Annotated in this window: 13 protein-coding genes and 1 pseudogene; 6 read left to right on the forward strand and 8 right to left on the reverse strand. The window is 38.6% G+C overall.

The features are described 5' to 3' along the window. Nucleotides 1-258: 258 nt before the first annotated feature. The 4 genes from OCU90_RS06310 to OCU90_RS06325 form a co-directional block, all read right to left on the reverse strand. The gene (locus OCU90_RS06310; protein WP_061025973.1) at nucleotides 259-1890 is read right to left on the reverse strand and encodes an SEC-C metal-binding domain-containing protein; all 1632 of its coding nucleotides are present in this window, start codon (nucleotides 1888-1890) and stop codon (nucleotides 259-261) included. A gap of 107 nt (nucleotides 1891-1997) precedes the next feature. After that, nucleotides 1998-2702 carry an HNH endonuclease gene (locus OCU90_RS06315; protein ID WP_061025971.1) on the reverse strand — a complete coding sequence of 235 codons (705 nt, stop codon included), beginning with the start codon at nucleotides 2700-2702 and terminating at the stop codon, nucleotides 1998-2000. A gap of 22 nt (nucleotides 2703-2724) precedes the next feature. Beyond that, nucleotides 2725-3447 (reverse strand): NYN domain-containing protein, encoded by a 723-nt coding sequence (locus OCU90_RS06320; RefSeq protein ID WP_052879928.1) that lies wholly within the window; start codon nucleotides 3445-3447, stop codon nucleotides 2725-2727. A gap of 188 nt (nucleotides 3448-3635) precedes the next feature. Continuing rightward, complete coding sequence (locus OCU90_RS06325) at nucleotides 3636-4457, reverse strand: restriction endonuclease (RefSeq protein ID WP_061025970.1); 822 nt, start codon at nucleotides 4455-4457, stop codon at nucleotides 3636-3638. A 119-nt stretch (nucleotides 4458-4576) separates the two neighbouring features. Between OCU90_RS06325 and OCU90_RS06330 the strand changes: the two are divergent. Continuing rightward, nucleotides 4577-4819, forward strand: a pseudogene (locus tag OCU90_RS06330) (integrase); the annotation flags it as partial. 319 nt (nucleotides 4820-5138) lie between these two features. Continuing rightward, on the forward strand, nucleotides 5139-6185 hold the full coding sequence (locus tag OCU90_RS06335; protein ID WP_061025966.1) for a hypothetical protein: 1047 nt from the start codon (nucleotides 5139-5141) through the stop codon (nucleotides 6183-6185). 155 nt (nucleotides 6186-6340) lie between these two features. Here the strand turns inward: OCU90_RS06335 and OCU90_RS06340 are convergent, their stop codons facing one another. Together OCU90_RS06340 and OCU90_RS06345 are read right to left on the reverse strand one after the other, a co-directional pair. Beyond that, nucleotides 6341-8503, reverse strand: coding sequence for a hypothetical protein (locus OCU90_RS06340; RefSeq protein WP_061025977.1), 2163 nt, complete (start codon nucleotides 8501-8503; stop codon nucleotides 6341-6343). Between the two features lie 616 nt (nucleotides 8504-9119). Next, nucleotides 9120-9848: a hypothetical protein gene (locus OCU90_RS06345; RefSeq protein WP_132715470.1), complete on the reverse strand. Its 729-nt coding sequence runs from the start codon at nucleotides 9846-9848 to the stop codon at nucleotides 9120-9122. Nucleotides 9849-9897: 49 nt separating this feature from the next. Between OCU90_RS06345 and OCU90_RS06350 the strand changes: the two genes are divergently transcribed. Then, nucleotides 9898-11520 carry a hypothetical protein gene (locus OCU90_RS06350; protein ID WP_143700574.1) on the forward strand — a complete coding sequence of 541 codons (1623 nt, stop codon included), beginning with the start codon at nucleotides 9898-9900 and terminating at the stop codon, nucleotides 11518-11520. 936 nt (nucleotides 11521-12456) lie between these two features. Here the strand turns inward: OCU90_RS06350 and OCU90_RS06355 are convergent. Next, the gene (locus OCU90_RS06355; RefSeq protein WP_081090033.1) at nucleotides 12457-13479 is read right to left on the reverse strand and encodes an integrase domain-containing protein; all 1023 of its coding nucleotides are present in this window, start codon (nucleotides 13477-13479) and stop codon (nucleotides 12457-12459) included. Nucleotides 13480-13730: 251 nt separating this feature from the next. Then, nucleotides 13731-13853 carry a hypothetical protein gene (locus tag OCU90_RS06360; protein ID WP_261809213.1) on the reverse strand — a complete coding sequence of 41 codons (123 nt, stop codon included), beginning with the start codon at nucleotides 13851-13853 and terminating at the stop codon, nucleotides 13731-13733. A gap of 1383 nt (nucleotides 13854-15236) precedes the next feature. On the opposite strand from OCU90_RS06360, the gene OCU90_RS06365 reads away from it, so the two are divergent. From OCU90_RS06365 to OCU90_RS06375, 3 genes are all read left to right on the forward strand, one after another. Continuing rightward, nucleotides 15237-15881, forward strand: a complete 645-nt coding sequence (locus tag OCU90_RS06365; RefSeq protein WP_143700573.1) for a hypothetical protein — start codon at nucleotides 15237-15239, stop codon at nucleotides 15879-15881. 184 nt (nucleotides 15882-16065) lie between these two features. Beyond that, on the forward strand, nucleotides 16066-16893 hold the full coding sequence (locus OCU90_RS06370) for a hypothetical protein (protein ID WP_061025953.1): 828 nt from the start codon (nucleotides 16066-16068) through the stop codon (nucleotides 16891-16893). A gap of 384 nt (nucleotides 16894-17277) precedes the next feature. Further along, a complete protein-coding gene (locus tag OCU90_RS06375; RefSeq protein WP_143700572.1) occupies nucleotides 17278-18906 on the forward strand; it encodes a DUF4435 domain-containing protein in 1629 nt (542 codons plus the stop codon). Nucleotides 18907-19208 lie beyond the last annotated feature (302 nt).

A 19208-nucleotide genomic window follows, 5' to 3' on the forward strand; every position in this document is an offset into this window, starting at 1 on the left:
TGCTAATAGTATCAGACATCAAGTTAACTGAATGAAGTCACTAGCGAGGTAAATCAATGACCATAACGTGAGCGAAATCGGGTTTTTCTTTATGCCTTACATTATCAAATGTTATTGCGAAAATCGTTTCTCAAGATCTGATTTTTCTTTTGCTAAACTCTAATATAAATGAGCTGGCTTTATTGGAATTGACGAACCTTACCCCTCCCAAAAACCTAGTGTGAGAGTGGCTTAATGACGCGTAATACCAAGTTCAACTTACCTACAGCAGTTTTTGTACTTTAAACTAGATCCACAGGGGCAAGGTTCATTTCTACCTACCTTTGCTCCATGTACGTTAGACAAGAACTTCTTAACAGCAACTTGCTGTTGATCTAGCTTCTCATTTTTCTTGACTAAAAACGCCTGCTTTCTTTTATCATATTCAGCAAAATAAACATTGAGCATAGCTAAAACTACTACATGGTTTTCAAGTTCTTGGAATGTCGGCTTTGCATCGTTTAAGGCTTTTTTAAGCAATTGGAGGTAATGTACAAACTTGTCATCAGACAAGCTCATCATATAGCTTTGTAGGAAGTTACTTATCAAGAGTGATGCATGAGCAAACTTGTCAGTGTCACCTTGCTCAATCACGAGTTCAGCATATGTAATTTCAATATCAGTATTGTGCTCCATCGTATCCCACTCACCATCCCGGTGGTCTATCATCAGAAAATGCTGGTAAGCGTCTACACGGTCTTCATAACTGATATCATTGTTCTTCAATACCTTGGAGAGTGCAGGCTTATAACCACTTTGGCCACTAAGTAAAATTAGATCATTCGCTTTATCTATTTCTCCATTATTGAAGCACACGTTCGCATACTGATATTGAGCTATACTTTCACCGTTCTCCGCGGCCAGTTTTAGATACCTGTCGGCCATCTCATGATCTTCTTCAATAAGATGTCCATCTCTGTATAAGCGGGATAACAACATTTGATATGTACGGTGTTCGGAGGCAGCTTCTAGGACATAAGACAGCGCTAGTTTTTGTTCATCGGAAGATGGTTCACTGTTGTAGTTACCATTACGGCAGACTAATGTTCGGTAACTCCAAAACCTTTTGGCTTTCTCATGCCCAAGCTTTGCTGCTTTGAGCATCACTTCTGACCAATTTAGTGAATCTGTATTATGTATCCATTGATGTTCAATGAGGAAAGCCAAGTAGTACATACCTTCAAGATCATTGTCCTCAAAGGCGGCGCTATAGAATAACGTATAAGCCAACTCTCTCTGGTAGTTATCGAATTGGAACCCTTTGTTATTTATTAGCTTTTGCTTTTTCTGAGAGTTGTTTTCAATTTCAAGGTACCAGCACTCAGAGAGTATTTTTCCCGCTTTAACCTTTGCTAGGGCGTCTTTTTCTACGATAGCAAGATAGAGTAAATCCTTTAACAGCGGTAAAGTGTTTTCGATGAAAGTATACTTAGTTGGTTCTGAATGGTTTAGTTTATTGTTTAGTAACGCTATTACATCACAAATCTGTTTTAGTGTGTCTCTCGCTAACTTAACGAATTCATCGTGTAAAAGCTCATTTTTCTCTAAATGCGCAGCACGATTAGAACTCTTACGAATTTGATGAAGTAACTCAATGATTAGATACGGGTAGTTTTCAACACTTTTTAACGCATTGATCTTTTTATATGTATCAGAGGCTTTTCTGAGGGAAGGTTTAAGTGCTTCCGTTCGACATATTTCACGATCGATCAACAACGTGTTGATGTGCCTGGCTTTCAACAAAGCAAATACAGGTACATCTAAATACAGCTCTTTTGCTTCTTCGTAGACACGGTATATGTCTTCGTCGAAAAATCGGACTAAGCTATCATCTGTCGGTTCTATGCTCATAGTTTACCATTACCACTTTCTTTTTAACGATTAAGACATCATAGGAGCTAGATGTATAAAGAATCATGGTTAACTCCTATATCGTTTACCTTAACGTTTGTATTGTTTCAGCCAAAATGAGCTTGTCTGTGGCAATTGGGGCACAGAGCAAGAACATTATCAACAGTGTCAGGTCCACCTTGAGCCAAGGGTAATTTATGATGAACTTCTAAATATGGCGTGTTATCTGTTTTTCTAATGAATGGCGCAGGTTGATAGCAGCTTTCACAGGTACCGTTTGCACGAACCAAAGCTTCAGCTACGACATCTGGATTTCGAACATAGACTGTTGTTTTAACCTCTTTTGTTTTTGGTAAAGTTTCGGCTTTTGATAAACGCTCCGCTCTCTGAGTTATCGTTAACGCTTTAGACCATGTAACTTGTTGATCAAACTCTAGGTGTTCACTTACTTCTTGAAGGTTAATTGCTCTACTGAGTTTATAGTCTCTACCGGCTTTACATCTTATCTCTTCAAGAGCAGATTCATCTTCAATCGATGACGATACTGAAAATAATCCTTGATACTCCCACTCGTTAGTCTTTCTCTTTAAGAATATCGGTACTGGCTCATGCTGGAGGGATAACCAAAGTCCATGCTTAGCGATATCTTTGCCATCACCACACAAAATTTCAGTTGGTGCATTTGGGTTAGAGCTTAACTCTAGGTAAACACCAATCACTTTCTTTTGGCGAGTCCCCATATAACCTTGTATTTGACCTCCAATTAAGGCGCTAATTTCTTTGCGGCTATACATTTGACCTTTTTTGAACATACTTAAACCTACCTAAATCCTGTCATTTTTGTTTACTAGCCTTTGTTATAAACTGAAACTCCATACCTGAGCGTTTAGTGTTACGGATCCTATAGCGCGTTGGATACTTATCAAAAAAGTCGGACAATTTCTTTAAACCGTAGTTTCTAGGGTCAAAATCAGGCTTCAATCTCTTCAAATATTTACCAATTTCGCCTAGCTTCGCCCACCCTGATTCATCTCTATAGTTTTGCCAAGCTTGGTGCATTAATCGCCATAATTCGCGTTCAGCATCTTGATTAGTGCTTGATTGTACTTCTCCAAGGTCAACATCAGCGTTTAAGTTTTCTATAGCTACGAAGTCGTCACAAGCGTTTTTAAACGAAGTAGGGGTCATTGCTTTTCCAACACCGATGACATGTATCTCTGACTCTCTCAATCTAGTAGCAAGACTTGTAAAGTCACTATCGCTGGAGATCAAAGCAAAAGCATCAAACCTTTGGCTATATAAAAGGTCCATAGCGTCAATAATCATTAACGAGTCTGTCGAGTTTTTTCCAGATGTATAGGCGAATTGTTGTTTAGCTTGGATGGCTAATTCATTAAGAGGCTGTTTCCAGTTTTTTAGCTGTTCAGCAGAAAAATCGCCATACGCACGTTTAACGATGATTTGCCCAAAGCTAGATAGTTCTTCAATAATCAGGTTTAGCTTTGAGTGTGGAGTGTTTTCCGAGTCGATTAGTACTGCGATTTTTCTATTGCCCATAATCTGTGTGTGACCATCTTTTATGTAGTTAGTTGCACTATATAGGGCTAAGTCATGTGTGTTCAATTAGGAGTTCTCAGAAATGTTATGAGTAACAACTCTAAACAGGATTGGGGGACTTTTAACTACAGTCAGTGCTGTTTATAGACACTCTCTACAATAAACATTGGCAACTTCGAACATAGTAATCAGCAGTCACAAGTATAACGACACCTTGGATACGTAGAGCAACCATAAAAAGACATACCAGATTTAGCTCCTCTCTTGGCGACACGTATTACGAGCTTAGATTGGCAACGTGGGCAGGTCCTGGACTCACGGATAGCTCGTGGTGCTGGAGTAGGTATTGATGGTTTATTCCGAAAGCTGCGCCCATCTTCAATCATATGAACTAGCTCGCTGCCGTTGACCAACCACAGACGTTTATCTAGGGAAAAGGCAACGGCCTCAGAAGTGAAGTCGCCCGACGTTACAATTATCATTTTACTGGCATTGTTCGCGATCATGACTCCGTACATTTCCCTTAGAACTTGCACTCCGACTTTGCGAGTTTTCCAATGCTTACATTGGACAAGGCTTAACTCATTATCCTTTGTGAGCCAAATATCAACACCGCCGTCAGGTTTTTGAGTGAAAGACTGTTTGACCGCATACCCTTGAGACTTAAAGTATTCACCGATGTAACTTTCAAATTCTATCCAGTTTAGGTGATTTAGCGGTGAGGTATTTTTATGCGTTCTAACCTGAGAGCACGTCGTAAGAAAGCTTCTCTTCCTCTTGTACTGCTTGAAAAACGCTATCGGTGCAGGAAGCAAAAATAAGAACGTAAAGTATGGTGCCATCAAGGATAAGTTTGGAGCAACAGCTTTAAAGATAAAATTATCACTTTCAATGGCCAAGGTAGGCAATAGATATGAAAGTCCAAAATAAATACATGCGGATAGCAATACACTTAGCCACCATGGAGCGTCCATTAAGTGCCATATGATTCCGTCGTTCTTTCGTGCCATTCAAACTCACCTTATAAGCATTTAAGTGCATTAAATCACAGGTTATAAGTACTTGGAATGGTTAAGATGTTGATATTTGTTGTGATAATGATTGCAGTGGCGCTAAATATGCTTCTTAGATGAAAAAACACGAAAGAGCTTGTATTAAAGTGGGCTTAGACAAAGCGCATGGGTTTCGGTATGCGTACGCTCACGAGCGATACTTTGAATTGACGGGTTTTAATGCTCCTGCTGCGGGAGGGCCGTCAACCAAGGTATTAACAGGAGCGGACAAGCAGCGTGACTATGAGGCAAGAATGGTCATTACTGAAGAGTTAGGGCATGGGAAGGGAGAGGTTACTGCTGTGTGTCTGGGCCGTTAATGTAAGACGAGTTAAGTTCGGGTTCCTAATTCACAATACGAATAGTTATATATTTTTATTGGGTAAAAATGAATTTAAGTTTGTAGAAAATAGCTAATCCGAAAAGAAAACTTTCCATTTAATAACTGAGGTGAAGATGAGGCAATGCTCGTTGATATCAGAGATTATGTTGTCGTGTTTATATGGGGTTTACAATGTGTACTATAATTAAATGTATGAATTTTATGGTCTTTCATAATCAATTCTTGCATCATATATGGTAAGCGGCTGTAAGAATAACAGGCATAATACGTGTGAAATATATGATAGGAGGCTTCTTTTGAAAGGTTGTGCATTATTTCAGTTCTTTTACCCAGGCAATATTCGAGTGATACCCGGTGAAGCCCATTTCGATTATGAAGGAGCTCGTTTTGCTGTGGGTATAGGTAAGCCTATCAATTCCGTCAAAACCTTATCTGTGAATGACAGGATAGTCTCAGTTGCTCATGATAATTTAGAGGGCTTCAAGTATGCCTTTGAAGCATCACGTCAGACTGGAGACAACCAGATTTGTAACGCTGTTCATCGGGTTGATGGTTCAATTGATGTTAGTTTGTTGATGGATACTGATAACGGGCATACACAGTTCAGTAGCTCCTGTATCACTACTCTCGTACGTATTGCTGTTGAAGCTGATGGTCTTTCCGACGGTTTAGAAATTAGAGCTATAAATGCCCTGAATCACTTTATAAGGGTCTATCGCTACGCCACTCAAGATACGTCGATCAAAGAGGTAGGCTTTATGGCAGGTTTTAAACCCTATATTGTGACCGGATTTAAAGTCTATAACGATAAACACTTGACGAAAGACACCGATCAAAGAATCCGCGAATTGTTTGATGATTGGGAGCCTGATGCTCAAAGGTTTACTTCTTTACAACCTCAGAACCTAGCAGATCACGAACTACCTAACTTCAATCGTGCTAAAAGCACAAGTAATATAGCGTATTACCTTACGACAGGTGATTTTCCTCGCTGGCGAGAGACACTAATGCGTGCTCATGAAATGGCGAATGAACAAAAAAATTATAGTGCAGCTGTGTTGGAATCTTTCATTGCGCTGGAGCTGTCTTTGTATGATTTGCTAAATACCCACAGGGCTAAAGGTTATAAGATCAAAAAGTTTGGGCGCATTCATGATGTGATAACCGAAGCTTTACCAAACTTGTTTGACAAAGAAGTTGACGGTTTGGTGGAACAGCTGCTTAGGTTCAAGGAGATAAGGAATGATGTCGTTCATAATGGTTATAAACCAACTGAAACAGAATGTTCAGCATGTCTTGCGATAGCTGATGCTGCATTCAAGTTTTGTGATGCCAAAGCTTGACCATTGAAGGCACGCCAACCTAACCGTTATACTGTAATTATTTTGGAGAAGTTTCAATCAACACATGGATTACTTTATGTAAGGTAAGCATGTTGAAATGAATTAGGTGAGTGCGTTAGCTTAGCAGCATAAAGAGAGAGCACTCACCCTCCACTTTATGCGAGACTATTTATCTCTTTGTATAGTTCGATTAAATGCACTATTGATAAATCCAAAATCGGCTCATACATGAATGAGTTTAAATGGATATTGGAACAAACGGTCACACTAACTTTTTTTAAGGATGGAAGGTTTGGTGAATCAGGAAACTCGCACTCAAAGTCCTTACCTAGTAATTTCCCATAAGAGAACTGAGTACTCCAGTAGCTTTCTCCCTTAACTGTTCTTAACTGATCAGTTATGAACTTTTCCGCTTTAACTCGAATTGCAATAGACAAAAGAACCTTATCTTGGAGGTTAACACCTTCGTGGCTGGTTTGATTAACTATATGGTTGGCAGTATCGAACAGTAGTTCAAGCATGCCAACTTCGCTATTTTGTGGTTTGTGCTCAGTTGAAAATAATTGGTTATATACTTCAAAATATTGGCCAACAGTTATCTCAGAGGAACCTTGCTTCCAGTGTAATAACTTTGTGAGTAGTTTGTAGCCTTCATCATTTGTACCTTTGGTAAACTCAATCAAGTTTCGAGCGAATGGTACACAAGAGTAAAGTATTGAATTACATGCAGTAACTTTTTCTTTCCAAAGGCCGACAAAGATATTTCTTACACCCTCCGACTTTACAAGCTGCAAACGAGTTTCTGATTTGTTGACCATTAAGCAGCGTTTATCTTGGATAAATGATTGTAATAAGGAACGGTAGAAATCGAAGTTATGAGTCAAGATAATCTGATAGAAGAAGTCTATTTTAGTTAAATCATCTAAATACTGTAAAATTGCGTGCTTATTTTTATAGTCAAAGGAATCTGCTACATCATCAATTATGAAAATTGTATCAAGCCCCTCTCTTTTTCTATATTCAACATCAAAAATAAAGCTTAGCAAGTAAAGAGCTCGACGCTCACCTTGGCTAAGAGATGATATCTCGTGGCGCTGGCACTCTAAGCGATCTTCTTTGTCTGCAAAAATGAACTTTAATATAGCTTTCGACTTTCCTAGTATCGCATCCGATTGATTAAATAAACCTAGTTTAAAAGGCATGTCTACAAATCGAGAGTTAAAAAGTTCGATAGCGTCTAACCACTGAGGTGCTTCTTTTGCTGCTTGTTCCTCTAGTATCTGTATTTGTTCTTTGTTTGACTCCCATGATGATAAAAACAGGTCTACTTCAGGGCATTGATGTATATACATGCGCCATAGCTCCTGTTTAAACCAATCTCGTTTACCTGGGTTTAAGTTGGTTATTAAGGTTTCAGCTTCACTTGAATTACATGATTCTAGTAAAGTTTGTATAGCTAATGATTGAGTGTTCTTAGCTAACTTAGTTTTTAGTGCGCTAAGCTTTTTATCAGAATCAATCTCAACATTTATTTTCTTTATCTTGTCTTTGAAATCATCAAGACCGATATCTACTACATCACCATTAATTTTTATTGTGTGCCCAGCATCAAAAAAGGAATTCTTTTCTAATGCACTACAGGTAGCATCAGCTTGATTGGGGTTGAATACACCTTTTAAATACAAGCCTCCACTGGACTTAAATACATCATCATACCGTTCGATGAACTCTCTCGCTTTTAAAACAAACTCTGGACTGTCTAGAACTTCAACTGCCTTTTGGTGAAATACATCGGCGTAAGAAACTTTATCTGATGAGAATGTAGGTGAGGTGTTTTTTGCGTTGTAGATAGACTCTATGAACGACTTTGCAGGGAAATCTTTGCGGATAGTTGCTTCTATTTCCGTTTTTTTAACCTTAGATAGTTTTTGCAGCTTCGAAAGCATTTTGGATTTAGCGTTCTCAATATCCTTGATTAATGAGTCATACTTTTCCTTACTTTCTCTATTAATTAGCAGGTTCGTAACTGATTCATCATCAGGGGCCTGATCAATGCTTGAATTAAGAACATAAATAGAATTTGAGTCAATTGGACTGCCATTAAATTGGACATCGGCAGAGGAGCACCGTTGAAACCTCTCCTCCCTTGGTTTCATCTTTTGTCGCAAAGCATCAAAAGTTTTTGTAAATGAAGTTTTCATCAAACCATTAGGGGCATAGATAGCGAAAGCTTGACTACCACCACCAGAGAAGTTGAAATCATACTCTAAGTCAGAAATCCCATAGCAGTTCTGTAACTTGACATACAACTCGGTCATATATTTTCCTCTAATAGAAATTAAATCAACAATATAGAGGGAAATATATGACTTTCCATAAGTTAACTGAAGCACAATTAGAATTATTTGATAACTAGACCATATAGTTATTGTGGATCTTATCTTGTGCTGCATCTCGAGGATTCATAACGAGCAGCCATTACAAGAATGGAGCACTTTTAATCGGGAGAAAGCCCAAGAAGGTGATGTGAATGAGTAAAAGGCACTAAGCAATGATAGGGTACTTTCGAGTTAGGAAGCGCCATGGGTAGAATTCAGATTATGAAGGCTCTGGGTTATATTCGGTAGCCAATCCAGTAGTCACAAGTATAGTGGCACTTTGGATATGTCGAGCAACCATAAAAAGACTTTCCAGATTTGGCTATAGTTTCCTTTTTGATGTGAACTTTTTAGGCTAGATACATTTCCTTATAACTTTCAGGGAACGGAGGTTTAGTTAGAAGCCTCAAGGTGGATACGCCCACCAAGATAAGATGTACACTTGATAGAACGAAGTTGGCTCAAAGATAATCTAACAGGTACAGTGTCGAAAATTGATTAACTGATCAGAGCATGTGGAGATTTGTACATCTTAATGGACTTTATTACGAAAATTTTATTTTGAGTAATAGTAACGCTCTTTTGGGTCGATACCTTTGTATATCCATGGTGTTTTGCTACTCAATATTTCTCTCATTTTTCGGCTACATTTAGCTTTTCGAGCGAATACTGGCCTACCAAGTCTTAGTTGGTGAAATGAATAAATCGCTCGATGATATTTGATTGGGGCGTGATCATCGAAAGTAAAGTAAATGTTATTGTCAATAACTGACCAAAGCACGGCAACACTTTTAGTATGGGAGTACTTTGCATGGTGTATTCCTCGGCCATTACCTGTCATTTCAGTTCCAGATGAGGGAACTACTCTAAAGTTTCGTCTTTCTAAGTAGCTTTTAATCTCTGAACTATAAGCAAGCATTTCTTCTTGTTTAATGGGCCCACCATTATTCTTAATAGCAAGATCCATGATCGCTTCTATGATCTTGTACTGTATCCCATTTGACTTTGTTTTGTCAGTTAGCCAACTTTGAGTATAAGTTTGATTACAAAAAAAAATTTCAGATTCCATGGTGACCACGTTGATGCTTTGAGTGAGATAGTAATGTCCAAACAGCATGACATAAATTTTCAGTAAAAACAGCTGCTTATTTTTATCATGTTGATAAGCGAAAGTAGCATTTCTTTGCTTTTGGATGATAAAAAACGTGAACATAGCAAGTCGCTTCACTTTGATTAAATAAACACTATGTCGAATATCGTGAATTATTTCGTTTTCTGATTGCATAAAAACATATAGCATATATACAGTATGGTGTTATGGGAATATCGATAAAATGTTAATATATGTAAATCAGTTTAATTTGATCGGCCCTAAAAGGACACAAACAGCATTCAGAACAATTGCTGGTTGGTTGAAAGGAGCTACAGGACAGAAGTTTACAGCTGATCAACTCATGGGTAGCGATGAATTCCATCTAGCAAATAGAATGACTGTCAGAACTTACAGTGCAACTCAATACGAACCTTCTATGCATGCTGTTTTATTTTCTCATCCAGACTCTAGTGTCAGTGGACGATTCTGGGTAACAGAAATAGGTATTAAGGTTGAAGATAATCACACTACCGTTTCTGTGTTGTTAGAAACTAGTGATGTAAGTACTCAAGTTACGACAATCCCTATAAGTACTCGTCCAAAACTGATTCAATATCTCAGTGAGAACGGAACTTTAGATGTCGATACTGTTGGCCAAAAAGTCCGTTACTACAACGATTCGACAGAGGACTTTATAGCAATTAGCGCTGATATTGAGCGCGCCGAACGTGCCTACCCAATGGTTATCGTTAGCAAGGATGACAATGGAAAAGCATTTGTAGATCCAGAGTGGCTCCAAAAGCAATTATTGGGCTTAGCTCAAGTGATTGCTACTAATGATGAGATTGATAGTTGGGAGATGGAACGAGTATTGACTCGTAGATATTCAGCTTGGGGAGGAGCTATTAATATAGTTTACCCATCAAAAGGTCGGGCGAATTCAACAAACAAATTACTATTAAGTGAAAGTCTAGAGCAGTTAACAAATCAACGAATAAACATAGAAAAATATATTCTTTCGTTGATTACGCATGCATCCAACGGCTTTAACAAAAAGAAACACTTCAGCCCAACTGATGTTCGAGCAAAGCGTCAAAAAGATCAGCGATTTTTCTTGAAGAAAAAATTTGAGCAATTAAATGAAGATAATGAGTTTAAAGAGCTAGCAGAAGAAGCATTTAGAGAAATTGATGAACATGAATCTGTGTTGGAACAAATAAAGAAAGAACATAAAGATGAGATTTTTGGTCTCGAAGAGAAGAATCTAGATCTAGAGTGTTCTTTAGAAGACTCTCAGCAAGAGACAGAACGTTTAAGCTATATTATTGATGAACTGAAATTTAACTTAAGTAAATCTGGTTTTTCTGACAATGTTACGAGCGAACAATCATCACCGAAAGAAATTATTGATGCAATCTGCCTACAATCAAAACTGACTCCTGAAGTTTGTTTACATTTAATAAGTAAACTGTACCCATCTAGAGTGAAAATCTTAGATAGTGCTTATCAAGCGTCACGTGATTCTATGACCTTTAAAAACGGAACTAGGCTTTTGAATGACCTTCAAAAACTTGTCGTTGAATACTTGGATGCAATTAAGGATGGTGGTGATTCCAAAGCAAAACATATTTTTGGAAAAGCTTACTCTGCTAATGAATCCGACACTGTAGAGAGAAACCCTAAGCTGTCGGATATGAGAAAATTCACATACGATGGTGAATCGATTTTTATGTTTAAGCATTTACGGATAGGTACTGCGAGAAACCCAGATGAAACTATTCGTGTTCATTTCCATCTAGATCTCGATAACGGTCTTGTCGTTATTGGTTATTGTGGCCCACATCTACCAACTTCCTCTACTTGATTAATGAATTAAGTATTTACTTCTTGGGAAATTGTTAGATTAAAGACTACTGTTTGTTCTTGGCTAGTTTTCCCTTATTAAACATAGTAGATGCAGCGGTTATAATTATTTCTAGCTTGGGTATACGAAGTTACTTTCAATTATTCAAACTGCTGTTGAACTTCATAACGGTGCAGATACTAGTGGTAACTTGTCTGCACTTTCAGTTGAATTTGGTTAGAAATACGCCTAATATTTTAAACAAGAAAAACTACTGTATAAGTCCACCTTTCGTCCACCCTTAATCCACCCAAGCAAGACTGGGATAAAGTGGGGAAGAGGAAAGTTGATTATTTTCAGTATATTGCGCGAGATTTACGACGTTTTTGAGGGCTCAAAAACGGTGAAACCCCGATGTTGGTAGTGTTAAGAACGATAGTATAAAAACTGAATATATTCCAATATGTTATCTAACTAATTTTGATAATTCCCCTTAGAAAAAATGCAAATTTTATTAACTTAACTCATTGATTTAATTATCGTGATTTGAGTTATTATCACTGTATTTTGCAAAAAGAGTAAACAGCAAAAAATGGAAAATCGAGACAATAATTCCCTACTGTGTTGTTTAGAGTTCTCTGGTTGTGACTACCTTTTATGGACCATATTATAATGTGGTGGTGTCGATCTTCTGCCGAGTACCTGATTCCAAATATAACAAATTGCGTAGTAATAGGCGGTTTTAGTTGAGGGAGCCAACTCGCTCTTGCTCCTCCAAAACTCAGCCACTTGCTTACGTCCAATTTGGCCGATAGATTTGATGGCTGGGTTGTGCCTCTGAACATGGCGACAGAAGCTGCTCATTTTCTCTGCCTGATTCTTACGGTTCTTTTTGCCCCCTGTCCTTAAGTATAGATGTATAGCTCGATTTAACTCATATTCCATTCTAGTCATGATTTACCCCAGATATGCATTTGTTATGTCGGTTCGATGATGGCCAAGTTCTTCAGCAACAGAAAGTCTTGCCGCATTGTCAAAAGCTTTAGCTTGCTCAACTGTGCATCCCACTTTATTGGCGATGTATTGGTGGTGTGAAGAACCATGCTTATAACCCGACTCCACAACTGATTTTATTCCTGCTACTGCGGTTTGTTGTTGCATGTGGTTGGTATAACTGTTTTGCGCATAGGCGTGTCGCTCACCATGTGATTTATAATCAAGTTTTCCAAACTCTCGATAGGATTGAGACTGGAACTGTATATAGCTTTGATCTGCAGGGATCATGGAGTGATGATGTCCCTGAATGACACTGGCATTCTGAAGTGCATCAAGTTGATTTTGGGATACGATTGGTACTGTCCGTGCTTGACCGCCTTTCGTTCCGTCTGTGACAGAAATGCTCTGCTTTATAACGGCTTCTTTTAGCATGGCTGCGGGGTTACCTTTACAAGCCTCTTCGAATCTCAAGCCTAATGACCTTTGCATTTCACTGATAGCAGAGAGCCTGTCAGAAAACTGTGATGTAATTTTGTTATGTTGTTCTTGGGAAATAGCTCGATTTTCCGTAGCTATGCCAGAACGATTTGGAAGGCCGGCTTCCGATGCCGTAACCCTAAGAGATGAATCCCCAATAGCCTGACTAAGAACGGAGTTGACGGCAGACAAGTATTCATGAGCTGTCTTGATACTGATTGAGCCGTTATCAATTTTCGAATCTAATTCTTGAGCGTATTGAGATACATGCTCTTTCGTTATCGCTCGCATATCCTTGACACCATGATGGTCTTTGATAAATGTCGAGAACTGTGTAAATCGAGTTGTTTGGTCTGCTACGGTTTTGAACCCGATTTGACCGGCATTAAATTTTTCATAAAGCGCATTCTTAGCTGCTTGATTTATATCACGAGATCTTAGACCACAGTTTCTGGCATTAGGGTTTTCTCTCTCCATCCTAGATGTGGGGAACCTACTTGGACTCATACTTTCCTCTCAGTTTTTTCAGTTATAGGCTCTGCAAGCAGCGAATAGTGTTAAGTGTTTATGCGCGTTTAAAATGTCGCACGTCATTAGCAGAGGTTGGGAAGATAAGAAGCGATCCCAGCGCTTACGCTGTTGAAGCTGACTTGGCAAAGGTTGGTACTCAAAGGCGTTTACATAGAGTGGGCGAAGACGCCACTGATTAGTGGGAGAGAACAATCTATGTTTACTTTGAGGTAGGCCTTAGCGGTCGGCTAGAGGTTTTGTCCGTTGAATTCAGGCTGCTTGGTGGCTGCTGTCACGTACAAGTGAGTGGAATGGTCACGAGTTCCGGCAGTAACTGATGGATTGGTTCGATGCATTTCATGCATTTTCATGATTTCGAATACCTCTCAATACCTTTGTCAGGCTAGAGATACCAATGGATCAGTTATCGGATGCAGTCTCCGTCTATTTTTGTCTGCCGTCTAAAATAGACGGAGACTTTAGCGGTCCTTTTCGCAATACAGATAATAAATCTTGAGTAATGGAGTCGTACTCCAAGGGTTGAAAGCGAACTTTCATTTGAGTTTGTGAGTAATACATACTCTGTTGGGGCATCAAATTGATGAGAGCATTTCGTACATGCGCTCTAACATGTGAGAGATAATCACAGCATTAAGAATGCTGATCCTACCTCGTGGTTTACATACAAGGTATCTGCTTCTTTATAGTCATTTTTCAATTAAGGAACCCAATTTGGCTGTTTAACTGTTGGAATATAATTATGCAGTTCAATACAAAACAGGTTGATTGCTTTTGACAGCAGCAAGTCAGAGCGGAAGGCCAGCTAAAGCATTCTAGCCCCTAAGTCAGGTAGGTTAAATACTGTATAGAATCTAGGTGCGTGTGTCCCCCCTACAAAACCAATATTAGGTATATGGCTGATTTACTTACCATCTTTACTTCCTTTTTCTACATATATTCAGAGTTTATTGAGTTTGAAAGTAGTTTGAGTATCGAAAGTGGTATGTTTTTTAATTTTCACGTATTGGAGAATACGCATTGTTAAAAAGTGATAACACGCTGGCGCATTTTTATGCGAGGAAAGAATGTATGATTTAATTTTCCTCAGATTATTAGTAATTTATGATAAATTCTGCAGGGAGGCAGGCAGAGACTTTAGGCTGCTTATTGTTAAAAATGTTAAGTGCTTTTAGGTAAATGGAAAACAAAAGGTAGCTTATGAGTCTTCTAATAGATATACCGTACAAGTTGAATATTATTCTTTCATTAGCTACTTGGGTTGCCCACTGGTTGGGGAAGCTTTTAGTTATTGCGATATTTTTGATTGCTAGTTCAGCCCTAATTAATGAAATGTGTCTTTCGTTCGGGGTGAGGATTCTTTCAGAAAACCATTGGTCATTTATTTTATCTAATCTTGTGTACAACGAGAGGGCATGGGCTCCTGCAACGGTAGTTGTAGCTACGACCGTTGCTATGGGACATTTCCGGACCTTGGAAGTAAACATCGAGAAAGAAAACCGAGAACGAGATTCCGCAAGAACCGAACAGCGCGCATAACAAACAGCTCTAGAGTGACGGCTAACTTTTAGCACTTTTGGTTCGGTGACTTCCGTGATTCTGGTAGTCTCACTTGGGTTTAGTGGTGTTAGCCGCACCTGAGCAAGGTGTGAATGGCTTTGAATTCCAAGTTGCATATAACTCAAAATTGTTATACTGTTTTTATATACAGTTTTCTTAGGGTGTTTGTTAAGGCAATGAGCAATAATATTCTTTCTATCATTTCATCTAGTGCAGTGTTCGCTGCTACAACGTTTGCGGCATTGCAATATATACAAGTTACGCCTCTAGAAAAAGAGGTCGCTGTTCTTGAGAGTAAACTTGAGGATCGCAAAGAGCAGGTTGTTGTCTCTGTAGAGTATAGAAAATTGCAGGATGCTCTTTCCAGAGAGTCTGCGCAGCGTGAACTTTTGGAGTCTCAATTAGCTGACAAAAGCTCATTGAACGAAGAGGTTGTTGCGTTACGTATACAACTAAAAGACGCTAGCAAGAAGTTAGAGAATTATCAAAGTCAAAATGATTACAACGATATCACCAGAGAGCTATCTTCAACTAAGCAACATTTAGTTTCTTTGAATGAAACATATGAACAGTTACAAGTCGAATACGATAATTTATCAACTTATGTTTCTATTCGGAAGGACTTGGAAGAGCTAAAGTCACAGAAACATGAGTTGATAAATATACTTCGTTGTATGAACAAGGCTAACCAATGCCCTCTCCAATATATGACCTATCTGACTAACGATTTTGATCAGGCATCATATGACAACTTCAAATCTGAATTGGACCAAGTTACTGGAAGCATAGACTTAATTCTCACCAAGCTACCAGCCATTTAACAAAAATGGCAAGGTGACGCGTTTTACTCGGCATTTTGGTTATGGAATCCAGTGTACTTAGTGAGTTTGTCGTGGCGTACATTATGCCTGTTGATGTGTGTAAAAAGCAGTAAGTTTATTTGAGCATGTCTTACTTGTTGTATTTGGTATATCTGTTTGACTTATGCAATATGGAAGCGAATGTATGAAGTTTTTGGAACGTTTTATCTTAAGAGCGCTATTGTTACTAAAATGGCCGCTTGTTATTTTTTCTTTGTATTACGTATTCCCTAGCTCTTTAGTCACTGACTTTTCAGCTTTTATCAAAGCTAACAGTATCAAAAAGATGGAGCTTACTACCGGTGGTTTTGCTTTTGAGGTTAGTGAAGAACAGTCAATAAAAAATATCGAGAAGGCTGAAGAGTTAAAGGTGTTGGCTGATAAGTTATCTAATATTAGTGCTAAAACTCCCGCAAGCAAAGAAAGTAATGAAGCGATAGAAGAAGTTAAATCAAAGGCTGATAGAATTGTAAACTCTAGTGTTAGTGCTTACGCACCAAGTAGAAATAGAGATATTGTGGTTGGGGATGCCATGACGAGCGTGGCAGAGTTTCAGTATAAAATTCAGCGAGAAGAAGGAAATGGATTTTTACTAAAGGTGTTCATAGATAAATTTCCATACAAAAATGAATTTGATCTTTGTCCATCAGAGGGAAGTTACAAGCTCCTGACTAAAGTAAAGTCCGATAAAGAAACAGCAACATTGGTATATGTTGATGAAAAAGTTAACTGTAAAAGTACTTTAGAAATATCTCAGCTTAGAGGTGATGAATTTCTCTATAGTTATAACTTAATATTCTTGGATGGGTTTAATGTCGCTAAAGTCGCTGGGTTTGATGCTCTCCTCCCTAAGTCAATAAAGCGATTAAGAGGTAATTCAGTCTATCTTCCTTCACGTGACAATACCGTAGGTAGAAAATACGTCAAAGGAAAAGAAGTAGAGAAAGAAACAATCTCAATAACTACGTTCTAATTTATCCATACAAGCATTCAAGAGTCATTCGCAACGCTTGGCAGTGTCGCTCAAATATCGCCAAGTGCTGCTCACCTTAATGCGGCGTTACCCCTACTTTTGCTAATACTTATCAGCCCAAATAGAGCAAAGTGCCTAAATCACTTTTGACCCAAACCTTCTTATAACCTGCAAACGGAACACCTGAGCAGTACACCTGCAGACCAAGTTAATCTAATCCGTACTTTGATATCTCATACGGAATTTTTCCTGAACTCGCCCCCATAACTATATGTCGATTCACATAACAGATTGATACTGTTTGAGTTTCATAATGAATGGCAGCAACATAGACGGAATACAAAGACGGTAAAAGTCCGTCTATAAAGCTATCAGTGGTGCGCATTGAAGTATTTAAAGCAAGGTCAAGAGATGGTACATGATGTAATTTTGCCTAGTAGTGGCAACATAGAATCGAACACAACTATAAGTACAGATGGGACAATGGTTATAATTGGTCCCAATGGAGCGGGAAAAACGCGTTTAGGTGCATGGATGGAATTCAATTCTCCTATGTCATCAAAAGTACACCGAATTAGTGCGCAGAAGTCTCTCGTTATGCCCGAGTCAATCAGTCCCCAGAGTCTGGAAAAAGCGAGCAAAATTTTTGTTTATGGTACTGATGGAGGGACAACTACAATTCATAAACGGAATAATCGCTGGAATAGAAACCCAGAAACATCAATGCTCAATGATTATGATAAGTTAATGCTTGTCTTATTTTCTGAAGACTATGAAATTTCTACAGCATTCAGACAAAATGTGCGGAAAGAAAGCACTCTTGTTGAGGATGTTCCTGAGAGTAAGTTAGACATAATAAAAGATACTTGGTCTGCTTTACTCCCGCATAGAGAAATGCATATCGGTGGTGGGCGTGTTATGGTTTCATCTATAGAGGAAGATACAATCCCTTACAACGGCTCAAATATGAGTGACGGAGAGCGTGTAATCTTTTATCTGTTAGGTCAGGCACTTGCTGCGCCCGATGAAGCAATAATTGTTATTGACGAGCCTGAAATACATTTACACAAAACTGTGCAATATAAGTTGTGGGATGCAATCGAATCCATTCGTAGCGATTGCACTTTTGTATACTTAACCCATGATTTCGAGTTTGCTGCCTCAAGAAAAAGTGCCGCTAAAGTATGCATTACCAACTTTGATGGGACATCTTGGGTATGGAGTGAAATCCCAGAGTTGAGTGAAGTTCCAGAAAGCATTTTATTCGAAGTTATGGGTAGTAGGAAGCCAGTACTTTTTATTGAAGGTGATAAAGGTAGTATTGACGAAGAACTATACAAGGTGATATACGCTAACTACTACATCAGACCTCTTGGTTCATGCCAAAAAGTAATTGATGCTACAAAAGTCTTTAACTCACTATCAGAACTGCACAATAACTTTGCTTCAGGGATTATAGATCGAGATCGTCGTTCTCCCACAGAACTGAAGAAACTAGAAAATCACAATGTATTTGCTCCTTCTGTTTCTGAAGTGGAAAATTTGCTTTTGACAGAAGATGTGATTCTTGGCTTAGCAGATGCATTAGCTATGGATGATTCCAAACAAACACTTGATAAAGTGAAGGAGTTTGTATTTCACGAGTTTGATAAATTCAAAAACAAACACGCGGCAGAGTATACAACCTATCAATTGCATCAGACGTTTGGAGGTGCTGATTTTAGTGGGAGATCAGTTAAAGAGGTTAACGCAAAGTATCAAGAGCTAGTTGGTCAAATTAATATTGACAAGCTACATTCTGACTACCTTACTGAAGCAGAGCAAATTTTGGCTACCCGTGATTATGATGCTGTACTCCAAATGTTTAACCACAAAGGACTCCTAGCTCAGGTTGGTAAGTTATTTGATGTCAAACCGAGTTCGTTTATCCATAAAGCAAAAACAATCATTCAAAAATGTCCCATCATGCAAGAGAAATTGAGACAATCATTACCTACTTTAGATGTTAGTTAACAAAAAAGGATTAAACGCTGCGAAGCCAGCGCTTAATCCGATTATAGAACAAGCCCTATGCCTCTATATTGACCTGTACCTGAAAAATTTGACACTTCACTAGGCGACTTTCCCTTACCAACAAATTATCCGCATTTTCCTAATTTAGGGGATTGCTCTAAGAAGGTTTTGTCCAAGACTTTCTTAGGTTGAACTTGTACTCTTGGCATTTTCTAGCTCGAAAATGTCGGGTGGACGACACTTGTTACCAAGTGCCGTCTCCCTAAGAACCCAGCGTGCAACTTTCACTGCACTAGGCTCAA

Source organism: Vibrio splendidus (assembly GCF_024347615.1).
Taxonomy (GTDB): domain Bacteria; phylum Pseudomonadota; class Gammaproteobacteria; order Enterobacterales; family Vibrionaceae; genus Vibrio; species Vibrio splendidus.